The organism is Streptomyces sp. NPDC003393, from assembly GCF_053589015.1.
Genome location: NZ_JBSFRB010000074.1, coordinates 1 through 17,792, shown reverse-complemented (window position 1 = coordinate 17,792; position 17,792 = coordinate 1). Strand labels below are relative to the sequence as shown.

The 17,792-nt window shown below is 70.2% G+C and carries 14 protein-coding genes and 1 pseudogene; 9 read left to right on the top strand and 6 right to left on the bottom strand.

The features are described 5' to 3' along the window. Positions 1-133 precede the first annotated feature (133 nt). Positions 134-745 carry an NAD(P)H:quinone oxidoreductase gene (gene wrbA, locus ACWDUZ_RS37590; RefSeq protein ID WP_451636324.1) on the bottom strand — a complete coding sequence of 204 codons (612 nt, stop codon included), beginning with the start codon at positions 743-745 and terminating at the stop codon, positions 134-136. Between the two features lie 253 nt (positions 746-998). Continuing rightward, on the bottom strand, positions 999-1,571 hold the full coding sequence (locus ACWDUZ_RS37585) for a TetR family transcriptional regulator C-terminal domain-containing protein (RefSeq protein WP_451636323.1): 573 nt from the start codon (positions 1,569-1,571) through the stop codon (positions 999-1,001). A gap of 321 nt (positions 1,572-1,892) precedes the next feature. Between ACWDUZ_RS37585 and ACWDUZ_RS37580 the strand changes: the two genes are divergently transcribed. The 5 genes from ACWDUZ_RS37580 to ACWDUZ_RS37560 all read left to right on the top strand — a co-directional run bounded on the left by ACWDUZ_RS37580 (position 1,893) and on the right by ACWDUZ_RS37560 (position 9,452). Further along, a complete protein-coding gene (locus ACWDUZ_RS37580) occupies positions 1,893-2,909 on the top strand; it encodes an alcohol dehydrogenase (RefSeq protein ID WP_451636322.1) in 1,017 nt (338 codons plus the stop codon). Positions 2,910-3,376: 467 nt separating this feature from the next. Then, a complete protein-coding gene (locus ACWDUZ_RS37575) occupies positions 3,377-5,491 on the top strand; it encodes a BTAD domain-containing putative transcriptional regulator (RefSeq protein ID WP_451636321.1) in 2,115 nt (704 codons plus the stop codon). A 1,227-nt stretch (positions 5,492-6,718) separates the two neighbouring features. Further along, positions 6,719-7,609 (top strand): Bax inhibitor-1/YccA family membrane protein, encoded by an 891-nt coding sequence (locus tag ACWDUZ_RS37570; protein ID WP_451636320.1) that lies wholly within the window; start codon positions 6,719-6,721, stop codon positions 7,607-7,609. A gap of 171 nt (positions 7,610-7,780) precedes the next feature. Continuing rightward, positions 7,781-8,629: an alpha/beta fold hydrolase gene (locus tag ACWDUZ_RS37565; protein WP_451636319.1), complete on the top strand. Its 849-nt coding sequence runs from the start codon at positions 7,781-7,783 to the stop codon at positions 8,627-8,629. Positions 8,630-8,735: 106 nt separating this feature from the next. Next, the gene (locus tag ACWDUZ_RS37560; RefSeq protein ID WP_451636318.1) at positions 8,736-9,452 is read left to right on the top strand and encodes an alpha/beta fold hydrolase; all 717 of its coding nucleotides are present in this window, start codon (positions 8,736-8,738) and stop codon (positions 9,450-9,452) included. 101 nt (positions 9,453-9,553) lie between these two features. Here the strand turns inward: ACWDUZ_RS37560 and trxB are convergent, their stop codons facing one another. Further along, complete coding sequence (trxB, locus tag ACWDUZ_RS37555) at positions 9,554-10,549, bottom strand: thioredoxin-disulfide reductase (protein WP_451636317.1); 996 nt, start codon at positions 10,547-10,549, stop codon at positions 9,554-9,556. A gap of 758 nt (positions 10,550-11,307) precedes the next feature. On the opposite strand from trxB, the pseudogene ACWDUZ_RS37550 reads away from it, so the two are divergent. Continuing rightward, a pseudogene (locus ACWDUZ_RS37550) lies at positions 11,308-12,842 on the top strand (GMC family oxidoreductase). 298 nt (positions 12,843-13,140) lie between these two features. Here ACWDUZ_RS37550 and ACWDUZ_RS37545 read toward each other — a convergent pair. From ACWDUZ_RS37545 to ACWDUZ_RS37535, 3 genes are all read right to left on the bottom strand, one after another. Further along, a complete protein-coding gene (locus ACWDUZ_RS37545) occupies positions 13,141-13,929 on the bottom strand; it encodes a TetR/AcrR family transcriptional regulator (RefSeq protein WP_451636316.1) in 789 nt (262 codons plus the stop codon). 57 nt (positions 13,930-13,986) lie between these two features. Then, the gene (locus tag ACWDUZ_RS37540; RefSeq protein WP_451636315.1) at positions 13,987-14,181 is read right to left on the bottom strand and encodes a hypothetical protein; all 195 of its coding nucleotides are present in this window, start codon (positions 14,179-14,181) and stop codon (positions 13,987-13,989) included. Between the two features lie 268 nt (positions 14,182-14,449). After that, complete coding sequence (locus ACWDUZ_RS37535) at positions 14,450-15,049, bottom strand: hypothetical protein (RefSeq protein WP_451636314.1); 600 nt, start codon at positions 15,047-15,049, stop codon at positions 14,450-14,452. Positions 15,050-15,528: 479 nt separating this feature from the next. Here ACWDUZ_RS37535 and ACWDUZ_RS37530 point away from each other — a divergent pair, with 479 nt between their 5' ends. The 3 genes from ACWDUZ_RS37530 to ACWDUZ_RS37520 all read left to right on the top strand — a co-directional run bounded on the left by ACWDUZ_RS37530 (position 15,529) and on the right by ACWDUZ_RS37520 (position 17,685). Next, positions 15,529-16,047 carry a sigma-70 family RNA polymerase sigma factor gene (locus tag ACWDUZ_RS37530; RefSeq protein WP_451636313.1) on the top strand — a complete coding sequence of 173 codons (519 nt, stop codon included), beginning with the start codon at positions 15,529-15,531 and terminating at the stop codon, positions 16,045-16,047. A gap of 275 nt (positions 16,048-16,322) precedes the next feature. Continuing rightward, positions 16,323-17,045 carry a molybdopterin-dependent oxidoreductase gene (locus tag ACWDUZ_RS37525; RefSeq protein ID WP_451636312.1) on the top strand — a complete coding sequence of 241 codons (723 nt, stop codon included), beginning with the start codon at positions 16,323-16,325 and terminating at the stop codon, positions 17,043-17,045. Further along, positions 16,993-17,685: a cytochrome b/b6 domain-containing protein gene (locus ACWDUZ_RS37520; protein ID WP_451636311.1), complete on the top strand. Its 693-nt coding sequence runs from the start codon at positions 16,993-16,995 to the stop codon at positions 17,683-17,685. Before ACWDUZ_RS37525 ends, ACWDUZ_RS37520 begins: the two co-directional genes overlap by 53 nt. Positions 17,686-17,792 lie beyond the last annotated feature (107 nt).

Here is a 17,792-nt window from a genome sequence, read left to right as displayed (position 1 = left end):
CGGCTGTACAGCGGACACTGCCGCGTCGCCCATCCCGATGTCATCAATCGTGAGCGGCCGCCCCTGAGCTACGGGAGTATCGTCGGCCGGCCGCCACCGAAGGGCGCGGCCGCGGCTTCGGCCGCCGGTCGGGTCAGGCGGCGGCCTTCAGGGTGGTGGCGATCCTGATGACGCGCTCGGCCTGGATGCGCGCGGCGGTACGGGTCACCTCGTCGACGGGGTTGGTGCCCTGCCCGTCGGCGTGGGAGGTGCCGTAAGGGTTGCCATCGGTGAACTTCGCGGGGTCGGTGAAGCCCGGCGAGACGATGATGCCGCCGAAGTGGTGAACCGAGTTGTACAGGGCCAGCAGGGTGGACTCGTGGCCGGCGTGAGCGGTGGCGGTGGAGACGAAGCCGCTGTAGACCTTGTCGCTGAGCTTGCCCTCGGCCCAGAGCCCGCCGAGCGTGTCGATGAACTGCTTGAGCTGGGACGAGACGTTGCCGAAGCGGGTGGGCGTGCCGAAGACGACGGCGTCGGCCCACTCGATGTCCTGCGGGGTGGCTTCGGGGATGCCGGCCGTGGCCGCCTGGTTGGCCGCCCAGGCAGGATTGGAGTCGATGGCCGCCTGGGGCGCGAGCTCGGCCACCTTGAGCAGACGGACCTCGGCGCCGGCCTTGACGCCCGCGTCGTGCAGCTCCTTGGCGATCTCGGCGATGGTGCCGGTGGACGAGTAGTAGACGACGGCGAGCTTGACAGGGGTGGTCATCACGGTGCTCCGCTTCATGAGATGTGGTCGAGAAAGAATCCGGTCCGAGAACTAGCCGACCGGTCATCTAAAAAGCTAGACGACCGGTCGACTTAGTGTCAAACGTTTCGTTGCCCGGCCCTCGCCATCCACCCGACGCACGATCATGCGGCCGGTCGACAGAGGATCAGCAGCCCGTCGGCACACGGCGTTGCTTGCACACGCGGCGCCCGACGGCCATCAGCCACGCCCGCCGGAGACCGCGGGACAGTCCTCAGCGCAGGACGACGTCGAACACGATGCGGAAGAAGGCCTCCACGGGCGCCGACGACTTCTCGGCCCTGGCCGCGATCAAAGCCCCCTCCCAGGCACTCAGGATGAACAGCGCGGTGGCTGACGTGTCCAGGGCGCTGTCGAGATCGCCGGCTTCCTGCGCCTCGTCGAGCACCTGCCGGATGTGCGAGGCCCACCGGTCGAAGCCACGCCGTACGGCCGCTCGGATCACCTCGCTGTGGTCCGCCACTTCGGCGCCCAGGTTGCCGGCCAGACATCCGCGGACGAACCCGTTGTCGAGGGTGTCGCCGCCGAGGTACTCGAAGTGCGCCCGCAGTCGCTCCAGCGCCGGTCGCCCCGGTTCGGTGAGCATGTCGAAGCGCAGGCCGGCGGCATACCTGCCGAGCGCCTCCAGGGCACTCTCCTCCTTGCTGGAGAAATGGTTGTAGAAGGACCCTTTGGGCACGCCGGCGGCTCGGGTGATGTCGTTGATGCCCGTGGCATGGAAGCCATGCGTGTGGAACTGCTGCAGGGCGGCCTGCGCAATCTCCTCACGTTTGGACACACGTCCCATGTTCGATCACCTCGGCATCAATATGGCCGGTCACCTTTACCGCGGTCAACCTGCGGGAGCCCGGCCCCTCCGGGAGCGGCGGGCGGAACCCGGCACGCGAACTCTCCCCGCCGAGGGCGGGCCAGGGCCGGTTCCGTGACGGGCGGACCTATTGGCGGGGTCGGTTAGACTCGAACCAAGTCGACCGGTCATATTGAGATCGGCGGCTTGATCTCGCCCCTTCGCCCAGCCCGTACGGCGGGCGGCGCGCGGCCGGAGCGGCCATGAGAGCCGGCTCCCTGCGGCACCAAGGGCTTCGTCACCACACCCAGGAGCTATGACATGTCCACCTATCGCGCCTTCGAGGCCACCGGCGTCCACAACCTGCGACCGGTCGAGCGAGAACTGGTCGAACCCGCACCGGGACACGTCCGGCTGCGCGTGCAGGCCTGCGGTGTCTGCCACACCGACGTGCTGGCCGTCGAGGGCCTGCGCCCCGACCCCTCGCAGCCCATCGTCCCGGGACACGAGATCGTCGGTGTCATCGACGCCGTCGGGGCCGGCGTCACCGCCTGGCAGCCCGGTGACCGCGTCGGCGTCGGCTTCCTCAACGGGCACTGCGGGGAGTGCGAGCCCTGCCGCCGGGGTGACTTCGTCAACTGCCTGAACCAGGCGCAGACCGGCACGACGACCGACGGCGGGTACGCCGAGGTGGCCTACGCCCGGGCGAGCGGCCTGGTACGCATTCCCGAGGGCTTGTCCGCGGTCGACGCGGCGCCGCTCCTGTGCGCGGGGCTGACCACCTTCGCCGCGTTGCAGCAGGGCCACACCCGGGCGGGGTCCCTGGTGGCGGTGCAGGGCATCGGCGGGCTCGGCCACCTCGCCCTGCAGTACGCCCGCAGCCTCGGCTACCGGGTCGCGGCCGTGGCCCGGGGCCGGGAGAAGGAGTCGCTCGCCCGTCGGCTGGGCGCGCACGAGTACATCGACAGCACCAGCGCCGACCCCGGCTCGGCGCTGCGCCACCTGGGTGGCGCCTCGGTCATCGTCGCCACCGCGTCCAGCGGCGCATCGATGAACCCGTTGGTCCGGGGTCTGGCCCCGAACGGCAAGCTGGTCGTGGTCGGCGCCGCGCCGGACCCGCTGACGGTCTCGACACCCGATCTGATCTTCGGCACCCACTCCATCGTCGGCAGCCTGACCGGTTCCTCCATCGAGAACGAGGACAACCTCGCCTTCAGCCTCGCCCACGGCATCCGTCCCAGCGTGGAGGTCCTGCCCTTCGAGCGGGCCATGGAGGGGTACGAGCGGATGCTCTCGGGCCAGGCCCGTTTCCGTGTCGTCCTCGACGCGGCGGCCTGAGACGCCGACGCCGGACGAGGGGCGCCGCCACGGTGCCGTGCGGGCGGCTCCACCGATCCGCCTGCACGGCACGCCTCGTGCGGCTTCCCGCCGGGCAGCCGCTTCTCCCGGTTCGGGCCCGGCCGCGCCCGGTGGGCATATCCCGCCCGTGCCTGCGCAGGCACGGGCTTCGCACACGCTTCTGCGACCACTGCGGCCCCACACCTCGGCAGGCGATCACTTGTCGGCCGCGCCACGACCAGGCACATATTTGACAAGTCAAGGAACTGCGCCTTTTACTTGATGCAGCAATCACGTACGGCGACCGCTCCCCCACCCGCGCCCGCCGTCCCTCACTGTCACCGCAGATGAACATGCCTGCCGACCACCGCACGAGCCGAGCCGCGGCCCCACCTCACACCCATCCCACGTCCGCGATGACCGACCCGAGCGGCAAGGACACGGAAAACGGAGAGGTCGGAGGCGGAATGGACCCGGCGACACGCTACTCGATCCTCGGTCCGGTGCGGGCGGTGCGCGCCGGCGCCGAGCTCGACCTCGGTCCTCCGAAGAGGTTGGCCCTCTTCGCCCTGCTGCTGCTCCGCGCGCCCGGCCCGCTCACGCTGAGCGAAGCGATCGACCTGCTGTGGGAGGGCGAGCCGCCGGCCAGTGCCGTCAATGTGGTGCACCGGCACATCGGGGCCCTGCGCAGAACGCTGGAGCCCCAGTTGAGCAACCGGGCGAACGCCAGGCACCTCGTGCGCTCCGCCGACGGCTACCGCCTGCTGGTCGACGCCTCCAGCTCCGATCTTCTGCACTTTCGCGACCTGTGCGCACAGGCACAGCTCGCGGTCAAGGCCGGCGACCCCACACGTGCCGCCCACCACTTCGTGGAGGCCCTCCGGCTCTGGCGCGGCCCCATGGTCGCCGACGGCACCCATGTCTCCCGGCACCCCGTGTTCACCTCGGTCGGACACGAGTTCGTCGCGACGGTCAAAGAGGCCACCGATGTCGTCCTGGCCTCGGCACCCGGACTGACGGAGGACGTGCTGGCCGCCCTGCGACGCGCGCTGGACGGCCACCCCTTCGACGAGGCCGTCCACTCGCGGATCATCGCCGCCCTGGCGGCCACCGGCCGACGGGCCGAGGCCCTGCACCAGTTCGAGCGCATCCGCCGTGATCTCGCCGACGAACTCGGTGTGGAACCCGGCCCCGAACTGCGTGCCGCGCAACAGCACTTCCTCCAGCGAAAACTGCACCTGGGGGACGCCGAACCGCGGCCCCCCAACCTCGCGGCACCGTCCCGGCTGCCCGCGGACTGCGCCGTCTTCGCCGGTCGTCAGGCCGTCCTCGGCCAGTGCCTGGAACTTCTGCCCCTGGAGGGCGAGGTCAGCTCTCCGACGGTCGTCGCCCTGTCCGGCATGCCGGGAGTGGGAAAGACGACACTCGCCGTCCGCTGGGCGCATCTGGCGGCCGACCGCTTCCCCGACGGACAGATCTACGTCGACCTCCAGGGCCACCACTCCACGCAGCCGCCTCTCGACCCGGACCGGGCCATGCGGGCGGTCCTCGACGCGCTGGGTGCCGAACCTGTCCCGGCGCAGGCGAGCGCCACCGCGCTCGGCTCCGCCTACCGCAGTGCCCTGGCCGGTCGCCGGCTGCTCATCGTCATGGACGACGCACGCGACAGCGAACAGGTGCGGCCCCTGCTCCCCGCCACCGAGGGAAGTCTGGTGATCGTCACCAGTCGGCGGCGTCTGATGGGCCTGGCCGTGACGGACAACGCCCGGATCGTCACACTGGACCCCCTCACCCGCCAGGAGGGTCTGGAACTCCTCGAACGCCGGCTCGGAGCCGATCGGACCAGAGCCGAGCGCGCCGCGGCGGGCGACATCGTCGAACTGTGCGGAGGACTGCCGCTGGCGCTGGCCGTCGCCGCCACCCGGGTGCTCGTGCAGCCGGCCTCCTCCCTGGCCTCCCTCGCGGCCCGGCTGCAGGACGACCGGGACGGCCTCGCCGCCCTGTCCACGCACGACGCCCGGACAGACATCCGCAGCGCCTTCCGCACCTCGTACGAAGCGCTCGGCAACAGCGCCGCCTCGCTGTTCAGGCTGCTCGGTCTGCACCCGTCACGCGACATGACGGTGCAGGCCGCTGCCAGCCTGGCCGGTACGGACCTGCACGCCACCCGCGAGGACATGGCGGAACTCGTCGATCACCACATGCTCGTCGAACTGGTCCCGGGCCGCTACACCTGTCACGAACTGCTGCGCGGCTTCGCAGCGGAGCTCAGTGCCCTGCATGACTCGCCCGGCGCACGGTCCGAGGCGCGGGCACGGATGTTCGAGCACTACCTGTACAGTGCCGAGGCCGCGACCGCGCTCATCGCACCGCACCGCAGGCCACTGATCCTGCCGCCGCCGCGCCCAGGGGTGCGCCCACAGGAGTTCGGCGGCAGCACGGAGGCCGCCGAGTGGATCGTCGCGGAGCGGCACCTGCTGCCGGCCCTGGCCCAGGATGCGGACCGGCACCCCCGTGGACAGGGGCTCCGACAGCAACTGACCACCACCCTCGAGGCGTTCCTGCACCCCGCCGAACACTGAGCGGACGGCACCCCCGTGTGTGCCGCCGCCCACACGACCGCGACGGGCCACGCCCTCGGAAGACACCTGCCGACGGGGTGGGACTTCGGCCTTGTCCGGGTGCGAACCGTGCGTGGACACGCCTCGGGTGCTTCTTGACGAGGCAATCGCACGAACGCCGACGCGATCGGCTCCCGGAGCATGACTGCCCCGAGTCGGGCCGGTACGCCGACTTCGTGACGCCGCACCGGCAAGGAGGAACGGTGGAAGCTTTTCCGGGAGACAACCTGGAAAGGGTCCTTGCCGAGTTCGCCCGGCGGCACGACGCCGTGGCCAGGGCCGAGCAGCAGATGCGGGAGTTTTCGGTGACCGTCACCTCGAGGGACGGCGTGGTGGAGGCCACCGTCTCGGCGGACGCCTGGGCGTCGGCTGTTCGTTTCCTCGGCAACCGGTTCAAGGAGATGTCGGGACCGGAACTCGCCGGCAGTGTCATGGCGGCCCTGACGACGGCCCGCGCAGAGGCCGCCACGCGCGTCGCGGCCATCGTCCTGTCCGCCGAGGCCCACACGCCAGGATCCCCGGCGCCTTCCTCGGCCGCTGATCCGGTCCCCAGGCGCACCGGAGCGCGGGCGCAACCCCATGCGTGCTGGTACCGAGTGGTGCGGGAGGCGCGGGCGATGACCGACCGCCATGTCGCCGCCGTCGAGCAATCCGCCGCGCGGTGTCGCGGTCGGCGTCCGGACAGTCGGCGCGTGGTGACGGCGGGAGGACCGATGCCGGCCTCCTCCCGGGCGCCGGCTCCGCCGACATGGCTCGACCGGGTTCCCAGGGGCCGCTGTGGGGCAGAGGGTATCCCGCCCGGCCCTCTTCGCTGACGGCCGGCGAACTGCCCCCGGAACTGCGCAACGCCGCTGCCGCACTCGGCGACGCAGTGTGTGACGCCACCGAGGGCGTGTGTGCGTCCTGACGGCGCGGGCACCTCGCGCGGCCCACGCGCGCATCCCTGCTTTTCGTCAGGTCTCGCGCAGTGAACCTCGCCCCCCGCCGGATCCGTGTACTTGATGACCGGCTACCGCCGCGCCACCCATTGCGGCGGGACGGGAGGCGGCTGCCTGCGGTGCGCCGTCCGGTGGGCGTCTCCCGGTCGCCGGTCCTCCTGCCCGTTCGGGAAGGCCGGCCTGGGCGCCCTCGTGACGGGCGCACTAGCAGCGTCGGCTGTCGTGTGCGTCGAGGACGAGGAAATCTGGCGTGGTGTCCGGCGAGAACAGGTCGTTGAAGAGCAGCAATCCGCTCCTTGCGCGGCCCGGATTCAACCGTCAGGGGGGACTGAAGACGGCGTCCGCCGACCAACTGGTCAGCGTCGCCGTCATACGGGACCGGGTCGGCGCGGGCGAGGAAGCGGATCCCGCCCATGGGGCCGGGCAGTCCGTATTGCCCCGGTTCGTCGGTGATCTGATGACGATGGATCAGGTCATCTCGCGCGCGGCCCTGATGCTCGCCATCACCTTCCTGACAGCAGTGTCGTGCTGGACCCTGCGGCCGATCCCTCCGACGGACCTCCCGGCCTCCTGCTGCGCAGCCGCCGCGGCGGGGCTGATCGCGCTCGTCCTGGTGGTGTGCCAGTGGCGAAGAGCGCGAGCGTCGCCCTTCCTGGCCTTGGCGTTCGCGGGGTGCGAAGGCGCGTTTCTCGCCGTGCTGTCCGGCACGGTCTCCGCTCATGTGTCGCCGGGGGTCTTCGAGCAGGCCGTGCTGGGCACGATGGCCGCCTTCGCCGGCGTTCTGGTCGCGTACGGACTGCGCTGGATACGTGTGTCCGGCCGCCGCCGCGGATTCGCGACCGCCTCGGTGGCCGGACTGAGCCTGCTCGCGGCGTCCGACTTGCTGCTGCTTCCCTTCTTGGGTGGCGACGGCCTCGGTTTCCACCATGCCGGCCTCGGCGTCTGTGCCGGTGCCGCCGGCATCGCCCTGGCGGTTCCCTTCCTGGCTCTTCACTTCAGGCAGGTGGAGGGGGGTGTCGTCCACGGGGCTCCCCGCGAGGACGCCTGGCCGGCAGCCACCGGACTCACACTGACCCTGGTCTGGCTGTACGTCGAGACCGTACGTCTCCTCACGCTCGTGCCCGAGGACGACGTCTGCTGACCCGCGATCGTCGGTGATCCGGCGCACCCTCCCACGGAACCGACGCACCTCGGGGGCGTTTAAGTTGTGTGCAAGATAATCGGGCGCTATGTTTACGGGCATCGCCCCCGGCCGGTGCCGGACACGGGAAACCCCCGGCTCCGCCATGCCATGCACCGAAGGAGAGACCACATGAACCTCAAGACCGTCTTCCGCGCCCCCAGCACCCGCATCGCCGCCCTCGGCGCAGTCGCAGGAGTGTCCGCCCTGACTCTGGCCTTCACCACCCCGGCCAACGCGGCCAAGGGCGGACACGGGACTTCGGGGAAGAAGCCCACCATCGTCCTGGTCCACGGGGCCTTCGCGGACGCGTCCAGCTGGAACGGCGTCGTCAAGCGCCTCCAGCACGACGGTTACCAGGTCGTCGCTCCCGCCAACCCGCTGCGCGGGCTGATCGGCGACGCCGCCTACCTGCGCAGCGTCCTGGCCGGCATCCACGGACCCGTCGTCCTCGCCGGCCACTCCTACGGCGGCGCCGTGATCAGCCAAGCCGCCACCGACGACCCGGACGTCAAGGCGCTCGTCTACATCGCCGCCTTCGCGCCCGACAAGGGCGAGAGCGCGTTGGAGCTGTCCAACAAGTTCCCCGGTTCCACCCTCGCCCCGACCCTCGACTCCGTGCCCTTCCCGGCCGCTGACGGAACCACCGGCACCGATCTGTACATCAAGGCCGACAAGTTCCACGACCAGTTCGCCGCCGACGTACCCGAGTCCGTCACCGATCTCATGGCCGCCACCCAGCGTCCGGTCGCCGCCCAGGCCCTGGCGGAGAAGGCCACCTCCACCGCCTGGAAGGACATTCCCTCCTGGGACCTGGTCACCACCCAGGACAAGAACATCCCGCCGGCCGCCCAGCGCTTCATGGCCCAGCGTGCCCACGCCCACACGACCGAGATCAGCGCCTCCCACGCCGTCTCCGTCTCCCACCCCACCGCCGTCACCCGCATCATCGAGCAGGCCGCCCGCGCCACCACCCGCTGAAGCCCGTCACGAACCACCACCCCCGACCGAGCCCCGGTGGACCGGGGCCGACCGCCCGAACGAAGGCGCCGTCCGAGGCGCCACCGATGAAGGAGACGATCCCGACATGAGCAGCACCCCGGACAACAGGCCCACCGTCGTGCTGGTGCACGGTGCCTTCGCGGACTCTTCCAGCTGGAACGGCGTCATCGAGCGGTTGCGGCACCAGGGTTATCCGGTGGTGGCACCGGCTAACCCGCTGCGGGGGCTGGCCGACGACGCCGGCTATCTCACCGACTTCCTCGACAGCGTCGACGGGCCGGTGGTGCTGGTGGGCCACTCCTACGGCGGTGCCGTCATCAGCCAGGCCGCCGCCGACAACCCGAAGGTCAAGGCGCTCGTCTACATCGCCGCCTTCATACCCGAGGCGGGCGAGAGCGCTCTTCAGCTGTCGGGCAGGTTCCCCGGCAGCACCCTCGGACCCAACCTCGACCCGGTCAGCACGAGTTCCGGGACCGACCTGTACATCAAGGCCGACAGGTTCCACGACCAGTTCGCCGCAGACGTACCCACGCCCGTCACCGATCTGATGGCCGCCACCCAGCGCCCCGTCACCGCTTCCGCCCTGGAGGAGAAGGCCACCACGGCCGCCTGGAAGTCCATCCCCTCCTGGAGCCTGATCGCCGCCGAGGACCTCAACATCCCGCCGGCCGCCCAGCGCTTCATGGCCGAACGCGCCCAGGCGCACACCACCGAGGTCAGCGCCTCTCACGCGGTCTCGGTCTCCCAGCCCGCCGCGGTCGCCGACACCATCGAGCAGGCCGCCCGCGCCATCACTCGCTGACGCGCGCACTGAAGACCGACCCGGCACCAGGACGTCGGTTTTCGCCCTCCGGTCACGGACGGCGAAAACCGGCGCCGCGTTCCGTGCGAGCCGCTCGAGCGTCAACGCACCAGTTCCGCCACGGTCGTGGCTTCGAAGCGCGCCTCTTCGCAGGTGGCGCAGTCGGCCAGCGCCGACAGGTACCGCTCGGCATCCAGAGCGGCCGAACATCCGGTGCCCGCCGCCGTGACGGCCTGCCGGTACTCGTGGTCCACGACGTCACCACAGGCGAAGACGCCGTCCAGGTTGGTGCGCGTGGAACGACCCTCGACCGCTGCGTAGCCGGCATGATCGAGAGCGATCTGCTCCTTGAAGACCTCTACCTGTGGATCATGCCCGATGGCGATGAAGACGCCGGTCACCGGCAGAGGTCTGACCTCTCCGCTGTCCACCGCCCGCAGCAGAACACCGGTGACCCGGTCCTCGCCGAGGATGTCCACCACCTCGCTGTTCCAGACGAAGTCGATCTTCTCGTCACGCCGTGCGCGCTCCTGCATGATCTTCGACGCCCGGAGGCTGTCGCGCCTGTGCACGACGGTCACCCGTCGGGCGAACCTGGTCAGGAAGGTGGCCTCTTCCAGGGCGGAGTCGCCCCCGCCGACGACCACGATGTCCTGGTCCCGGAAGAAGAACCCGTCACAGGTGGCACACCAGCTCACGCCACGCCCGGACAGCCGCTGCTCGTTCTCCAGGCCCAGCCGCCGGTACCGAGATCCCGTCGCCAGGATCACAGCCTTCGCCCGGTAGGTCGCTCCGCTCGCGTCCACCACGTCCTTCACCCTGCCCGACAGCCGCGCTTCGACGATGTCGTCGGCGACGAACTCCGTGCCGAAGCGCGCCGCCTGGGACCTCATCCGCTCCATGAGGTCGGGCCCGTACACGGCATCGGGGAACCCCGGGAAGTTCTCCACTTCGGTCGTGTTCACCAAGGCGCCGCCGGCGGAGACGGCACTCTCGAAGAGCAGGGGACGCAGCCTCGCACGCGCCGCGTAGACCGCAGCGGTGCAGCCGGCCGGACCTGAGCCGATGATGATGACGTCACGGACCTCATCCGGCATGTCGATCCACCACCTCGTACGTGCGACGTGGCCGAACGTCGCGCTGCGACAGCCACCTTCCATACTGAGCCCGGTCAGCCGTCGCTGCATCTCGCCTCTCGGCCTGGCGTACACCGTTCACGATCGACCGGTGCAGGAGACCCAGTGGTGCGGCGAGGATGCGGCGGACGCCCGCGACCATGACGCTCCTCACGTGTCACCGCCTCCGGCCACTGTGTCCACCGTGGTGATACGTGCCTCCGCGAGCCACCCGGACCACCGCGTGTGCGAGAGCCTGTGGTTGACGTCCCGTCAGCCCCGCTCGGCAGGGAGCGACATGTGACTCATCACGGCGACGGCTCGGCGACCGGCCGACGCCCGTCCGCCCCGGGTCCGCGGAGAGACCGGCGAAGCCGGCGACCCGGCTCCTGCCCGTCCTCGTCCCCACGGCAAGGACGGGCAGGAGCCGGAAGGCGGCCGCCCCGACGCTCTCCCCACAAGGCGGCCGCCCTGGGCCCCGTCCGACCGCTCGTACGGACGGGGATCCTGCCACCACCATCACGTGTTCCGGACAGCGAAAGGTTCACACGCCGGTGACCCGCAAGGACATGTGCGAGCGCGCATCCCGTCCCCGATCGCAAGCGACCCTCGGCGCCCTGCGCGCTGTCCTTTCCGCCGCGCGCCCCGCATGCGGTGATATCGCCTCGCCCGAACCATTGGTTCGAACCAGTGATACGCTCTGATCCGAACCATTGATCCAGCCAGCGGATTGGACAGCCATGTCCTCACACGACCACGACTCTGCGCACGACATCGTCGTCGTCGGCGGTGGCACGGCCGGCTGCGTCCTCGCCGCGCGCCTGACGCAGAACGGTGACACTCGCGTCCTCCTGCTCGAAGCCGGGTCCGCGGCACTGCCGGACGCGGCCGCGCATCCGCCGGCCTGGCCCTCCTTGGCGACCTCGGAGGCGGCCTGGGCTGACACGACCGTGGTGCAGCACGCTTCCGGATCCCCCGTGGCCTTTCCCCGCGGCAAAGGTCTGGGCGGCTCGTCCGCCATCAATGCCATGGTGTTCTCGCGCGGCCACCGCACCAGCTACGACAGCTGGAACGAGCACGGGGCCAAGGGCTGGTCCTTCGACGACCTGCTCCCCTACTTCCAGCGCTCCGAGACGGCGGTGAGCGGGGCCCCCGGCCGCGGTACGAACGGGCCGCTGAGCGTCGGACCGGCCGAGTTCCCCAACGATGTCCTGCTGCCTGCCTGGCCGGCGCGGTCGAGACAGGCCACCGCCGGGCCCATGACATCAGCGGCGGTCTGGAGGAGGGCTTCGGCCCTGTCGACCTCAACATCGTCGACGGGCGCAGGCAGAGCGCGGCCGATGCCTATCTTCTGCCGGCGCTGAACCGGCGCAACCTGACGGTCGTCACCGGTGCCGTCGCCCACCGGCTGCTCTTCGACGGCCGTCGCTGCGTCGGGGTGGAGTACAGCGCAGGGGGCCGCACCCGCACCGCGAGAGCCACCGGCGAGGTGGTGCTCACGGCGGGCACCGTCGGGTCCGCGCTGATCCTTCAGCGTTCCGGCATCGGCTCCGAGGACGATCTGCGGCAGGCGCAGGTCGACGTCTTCCACGCCCTGCCCGGCGTGGGCCGGAACCTGCACGACCACACCCGGGCCAACCTGGTGTACCAGGCGCGACGGCCGATACCCCTGCCACGCAACAACCACGGCGAGATCCTGGGTCTGCTGCGCAGCACGCCTGACGCCGACGCACCCGACGTGCAGATCATCTTCATCGACGTCCCGCTCCCGAACCCCGTCGCCGTGGTGGAGAACGGCTTCACCATCGGCATCTCGCCGATGCGGCCGGCCAGCCGCGGCTCGCTCAGGATCGCCTCGGCCGATCCGTACGCGCCTCCGGTGATCGATCCGAACTACTTCGCCGCGGAGCAGGATGTCCGGGCGGTGCTGTCCGGCATCGCAACGGCGCGACGGATCGCCTGGTCGTCGGCGCTCGCCGAATGGGGCATCGAGGAGATCAGCCCGGGACTGGACGCGGTGGACGAGGAGTCGCTCGGTGACTTCACCCGGAAGCACTCCGGCTCCTACTGCCACCCGGTCGGCACCTGCGTGATGGGAGAGGACGACGCCTCCGTGGTCGACTCCGACCTGCGTGTTCACGGGCTCGACGGGCTGCGCGTCGCCGACGCGTCGGTCATTCCGTCCGTCCCGTCGAGCAACACCAACGCCACGGTGTACGCGCTCGCCGAGCGAGCCGCCGACCTGCTGCGCCGCTCAGGGTCCGGGACGGCGTAAGGGGGTCGTCCGCCCGGCACTGACGTCCGGACGCAGTTCGCGCGTGGCTGGGACATACGGAGGGCGACGCCCGGTGTGTCGCGGTCTGCCTTTCGGCCCGCCCTCCTGAACCTCGATCCCTTACATCCCGTTGAACCAGATGGAAGAGCTCTTGCCGCCAGGACACCGTGCGCCACTCCTGGCCGCGGGAACGGAGGGCCGCCCTCGCATCCTTCCCCGATGCGAGGGCGGCCGCTTCACCTGGCCCACTGTCCGCGCGACAGCGGCCTGCACCACAGCGACCGGATACGAGGCGGCGTCAGCCCCGCGCCTGACCGGATTCCCCGACACCCGTCCGGGCGGCGAGGTTCCGCGGGCTGTTCGCGAGACGGTTCAGCCACTCGACGAGCAGGGGCTTCTCCGCCGCGCTGAGCGCGGGCACGGCATGGCGGCCCACTGCCGCGCGCAGCGCCATCGCACTGCTCACCACGGCGTCGGTTCCATGGTTCGTCCCCGCCGACTCCGCGGGGGCCGAGACGGTGAGCGCAGCCATCACCAGTTCGCGCGCCATGTCGGCCATGGCGGGGTCGCGCGCCTCCTCCGGAACGCTGATCATGGTGAGGACCGTGCCCACGCCCACGGCGTGCATGAGGTCGGCGGCCCGCTCGACACTCGTCCGCAGGCGGCCCGCGGCTGCCACCCGCGTGATCATGCGCCGCAGCTCGGTGACGGCCTCGCGTCCTGCCTGCGGCAGGTACCCGGGCCGGGCCCGGCCGTAGACGAGTGTGTAGTACGCGGGATGCGCCAGCCCGAAGCGGATCTGAAGATCCCAGGCCATGCGGAGTTGCTCGACCGGATCCTCGGTCTCGGGAAGCCGGGTCTTGGCTTCGAGGTAGGTCCGGAAACCGTGCTCGCCGACGGCCTCCAGCAGCCCGTCCTTGTCCCCGAAGGTGCGGAAGATCGTGGGCGGGGGAACTCCCGCGCGCGCCGCCACGGCGCGCGTGGAGACCGCCTCGAGCCCTTCCTCCTCCAGCAACCCCGCGGCGGCGAGCACGATGCGCTGCCGCAGGGTCGCGGGCAGCCGCCCTTGGTCCGTCGCCTCAGCCATGACGCGACGCTATCAAAGGAGGCGGATCATCGATTCACAACTGCCGAGACGTCGCTTTCAGAGGCCGAGATCCATGGCCAGGCAGGAGAAGTGCTGCCACGACCCCTCGGGGTTGTAGGCGGTGCCGAGCCCCGTGCCCGATGGAACCTGCCTCACCTCGCTCATGTCCTCCAGGCGGATACGCTCGGGCAGTTTGCCGAACTTGGCACGCCTCACTTCTGCGGCGACATCCACCGCACTGTCGTTGTTCATGACCATTCTCCACTCTGCCGACCTTGCCGGTGCGTGTCGCACGCCCGCTCTGCGCGGCGCACTCACTGTGCACACACCTTGCGTCACCAGTCAAGGTGGTGATGACACCCGGCGCCATGGCGGCGGCCGAGCCGTCCGGTCCCTGCCGGCCGAACCGGAGGGAGGAGAGAGGGGAGAAGAAACATGACACTGGTCACCCATGGCCGGCACTCACCGCGGCCGTGCCGGGCATGACTGCGGGGAGTGCCGGGGAGCAAGGCTTTCCGTGTCAGCCGGCGGTTTCGGCCTCCGCGGCCGTGTGTCCACGGTCGGCGGACTCCATGAGCGTGTACATCACCGACCGCTGCTGCTTGTGACGACGGATGCGCCCCTTGGCGACCAGGGCCTCGAGGGCGTTGCGTACGACCTGTGGGGTCGGGTTGCGGTCCGGATGCTTGTCCAGGAGTTCGTCCCGCAACTCCTTGGCCAGACGCGGCTCGTCATGCGCTCCGAGGAGGTCCATCAGCAGATCGCCGAGCAGAGGCTGACGTGACTTCCCCTTCGCGCCGGACCGTGCCGGGCTGCCCGCCGAAGCGGACCGAGCGGATGCCGGGCGCTGCGAGGCCGGCTCGACGGGCAGGGCCGCGACCTCCTGCTCCGCCGACTCCGCCGGGCGTTCGTGAGAAACCTGCTCGGGCACACTCGCGGTGCCGGCGAGATCCTCGTGCCCCTGGGCAAGCGCGATGATGTCCGACAGGAGGGCCTCCTCCTGTTTCAACATCTTGATCTGTTCCGCCAGCTCCTTCTGCAGTCGGCGATTTTCCTCCAGGTCCGATGCGGCTTGTCGGGCATACCGCGATCGGAGTGCGGAGGCTGATTGGCTGGCCACAACCACTCACTCCCTCAATATGGATGACGCTGCGCATGGTACTCACACAGTGGGCGGCCGGCGGACAAACGCCCGCGAGGGTTGCTGGGGCAGCGTGTGTGGGCGCCCCGGTGTGCACGACTCACACATATCCCGCAGTCATGAGCGCCCGCCTCGTACATGTCCTGCGGACACATGAAGGCGCGGAGCGACACACACCGTGTCCGACCGCACAGGTCGGAAGTGACATGCCGCTCATAGCGCCGGGCCTGTTCCGACCCAGTGGCAGGAACACGCAGCGGGCGAAACGGTGAATCACCTTGCCGGTCAAGGGCGGTGGCCGTCGCACGGCCACGAGAGCCTCCGGTGCCCCGACCTTCGGCACCCCGGCGTCACTGGCGCGGCAGTTTTCTGACACCCGGCTCTTCCTACAGTGCCGACGCGGAGCCACGCAGGGCCCCGATCGCCGCATGACACAGAACCAGGATGTTCAGAACACTATGGCTACGTCCCCCACGACGATGACCGGGGCAGAACTGCTCGGCACCATCATGACGGATCACCGGGACGGCCTTGTCTCGTACGCCGAGAGGATGATCGGTGATCACGGGCTCGCGGAAGACATCGTCCAGGAGACGATCGTCCGGGCCTGGCGCAACATCGACCGCCTGCTGGGAATGGAGGGCTCCATCCGGGGCTGGCTTTTCACCGTGACCCGGCACCTGGTCGTCGACTGGGTGCGCAAACCGTCCGCCCGCAGGGAGGTCGTGGGCGTCACCTACACGGAGCCGGCCTCGGCGACCGACGGCACCGAAGCGGTCCACGACGCCCTCGTGGCCAGCCCCTTGCTCGGCCGGCTGTCCCCGGAGCACCGTGCCGTCCTGGTGTGCACCTACCTATGGGATCGCAGCATCAAGGAGACGGCGGAAATCCTCGGCGTGCCGGTGGGTACGGTCAAGAGCCGCCAGCACAACGCGCTCCGCAAGCTGCGCCGCGTCGTGCGCTCCGAATCCGCTTGAGGCCCGCACGGGTCCGCCGACGGTGGCCGGCGAAGACCGGTGCCGGCCCGGTGCGCGTTCCCGTGACCTGTCACGCGTCCGCTCCAGCGCGTTGTTGACAGTTCGAGAACGGCCGTGGCAGCATCGTCACCCGTTTGACCGGTGACTGAATCGGTGGCGGACCGGCGGACGGCCCACAGGCGTTCGCACCTGCGGCCGCCGTACGCGGCCGCGGCGATGTCGGGCGGCCAGGCGCCGACGCAATCGCCGCCTCCCCCTTCGAAGGAGCACTGACCATGGCAGAAAAGCCGAAGCGGAGGCCTGACGGCACACCGGTGGGGAGGCGGGCCGTGCTGGGCATGCTCGGCGCGGGAGCCGCGGGGCTGGCCGCGGCGCCCTACCTGCAACGCGGCTGGGAAGGATTCCTCGGCGCCGCATCCCAGGTCGATGCGACGGGCGTCACCGGTCTGCTGCCGAACCCGGGCGGCTTCCGCTTCTACAGCGTCGTCGGCTCGGTGCCCCGCAAGGACGCGTCGAACTACCGGTTGAGCATCGGCGGACTGGTGGACCGGCCGAAGACGTACACGCTGTCCGAGCTGCGTGCGATGCCGCAGACGCGTGTGGTCCGCGACGTGCTGTGCACCGACGGGTGGCGGGTGGAGAACACGCCCTTCGAAGGAGTGAAGCTGGCCGACCTCCTCGACGCCTCCGGGGTCTGTTCCTCAGGCACGGCCGTTCGGTTCACCTGCTTCGACGGCGCCTACACCGAGAGCCTCACCCTGGACCAGGCCCGCCGCTCGGACGTCCTGGTGGCACTGAACATGCAGGACAAGCCGATCACCCATGAGCACGGCGGACCGGCCCGCCTCTACGTGGCCCCCATGTACTTCTACAAGTCCGCCAAGTGGCTGTCCGGCATCTCGGTCACGGACAAGGTCGTTCCGGGTTACTGGGAGGAGCGCGGTTATGCCGTCGACGGCTGGCTCGACGACGCCGACCGGCACAGCGACGCGGCGTGAGCCGGGCGGCAGCGTCCGCCGGTTCAGCGCCGCCGAGCGCATGGTCCACCGGGCCACCGGCTGGCTGATGCTGGTGTGCATGGTCACCGCGGCCTGCCTGTACATAGGCCCGCTGGCGCAGCTGGTGGGTCGGCGCTATCTGATGGTCACGGTCCACGAATGGTCGGGCATCGCCCTGCCGCTGCCCTTCCTGCTGGGACTGCTCTCCTCCGACTTCCGCGCGGACCTGCGCCGGCTGAATCGCTTCGCGGTCTACGACAGGCAATGGCTGCGCGCCGTCCGCAGGCGCCGCACGTCGCCCGGGGCGAGACCGGCCGGCAAGTTCAACGCGGGGCAGAAGATCTACGCGGGCTGGATCGCGGGCGCGGTGCTCGTGATGCTGTTCACCGGTCTGCTCATGTGGTTCACGGGACTTCTGCCCCTCATCTCGCGCGTCAGCGTCATCTTCGTTCATGACTGCCTGGCTTGGGCCATCACCATTGTGGTGCTCGGGCACATGCGCAAGGCCTTCGAGGATCCGGAGACGAGGCTCGGCATGAGGACCGGGTATGTCAGCCGCTCCTGGGCGGCGAGACACCACTCGCGGTGGCTGCGGGAGGAACTCACCGACGATGCCGCCGGGACGACGGACAAGATGTGACCGCGTCGCCGGGGCACCTGTCCAGGCCTCGCGGCAGGCGGGTGCGTGCTTGCCGCACGGCTCGCGGCGGCACCGGGAAACCGTCGGGCCGGTGACGCTCATGCGTC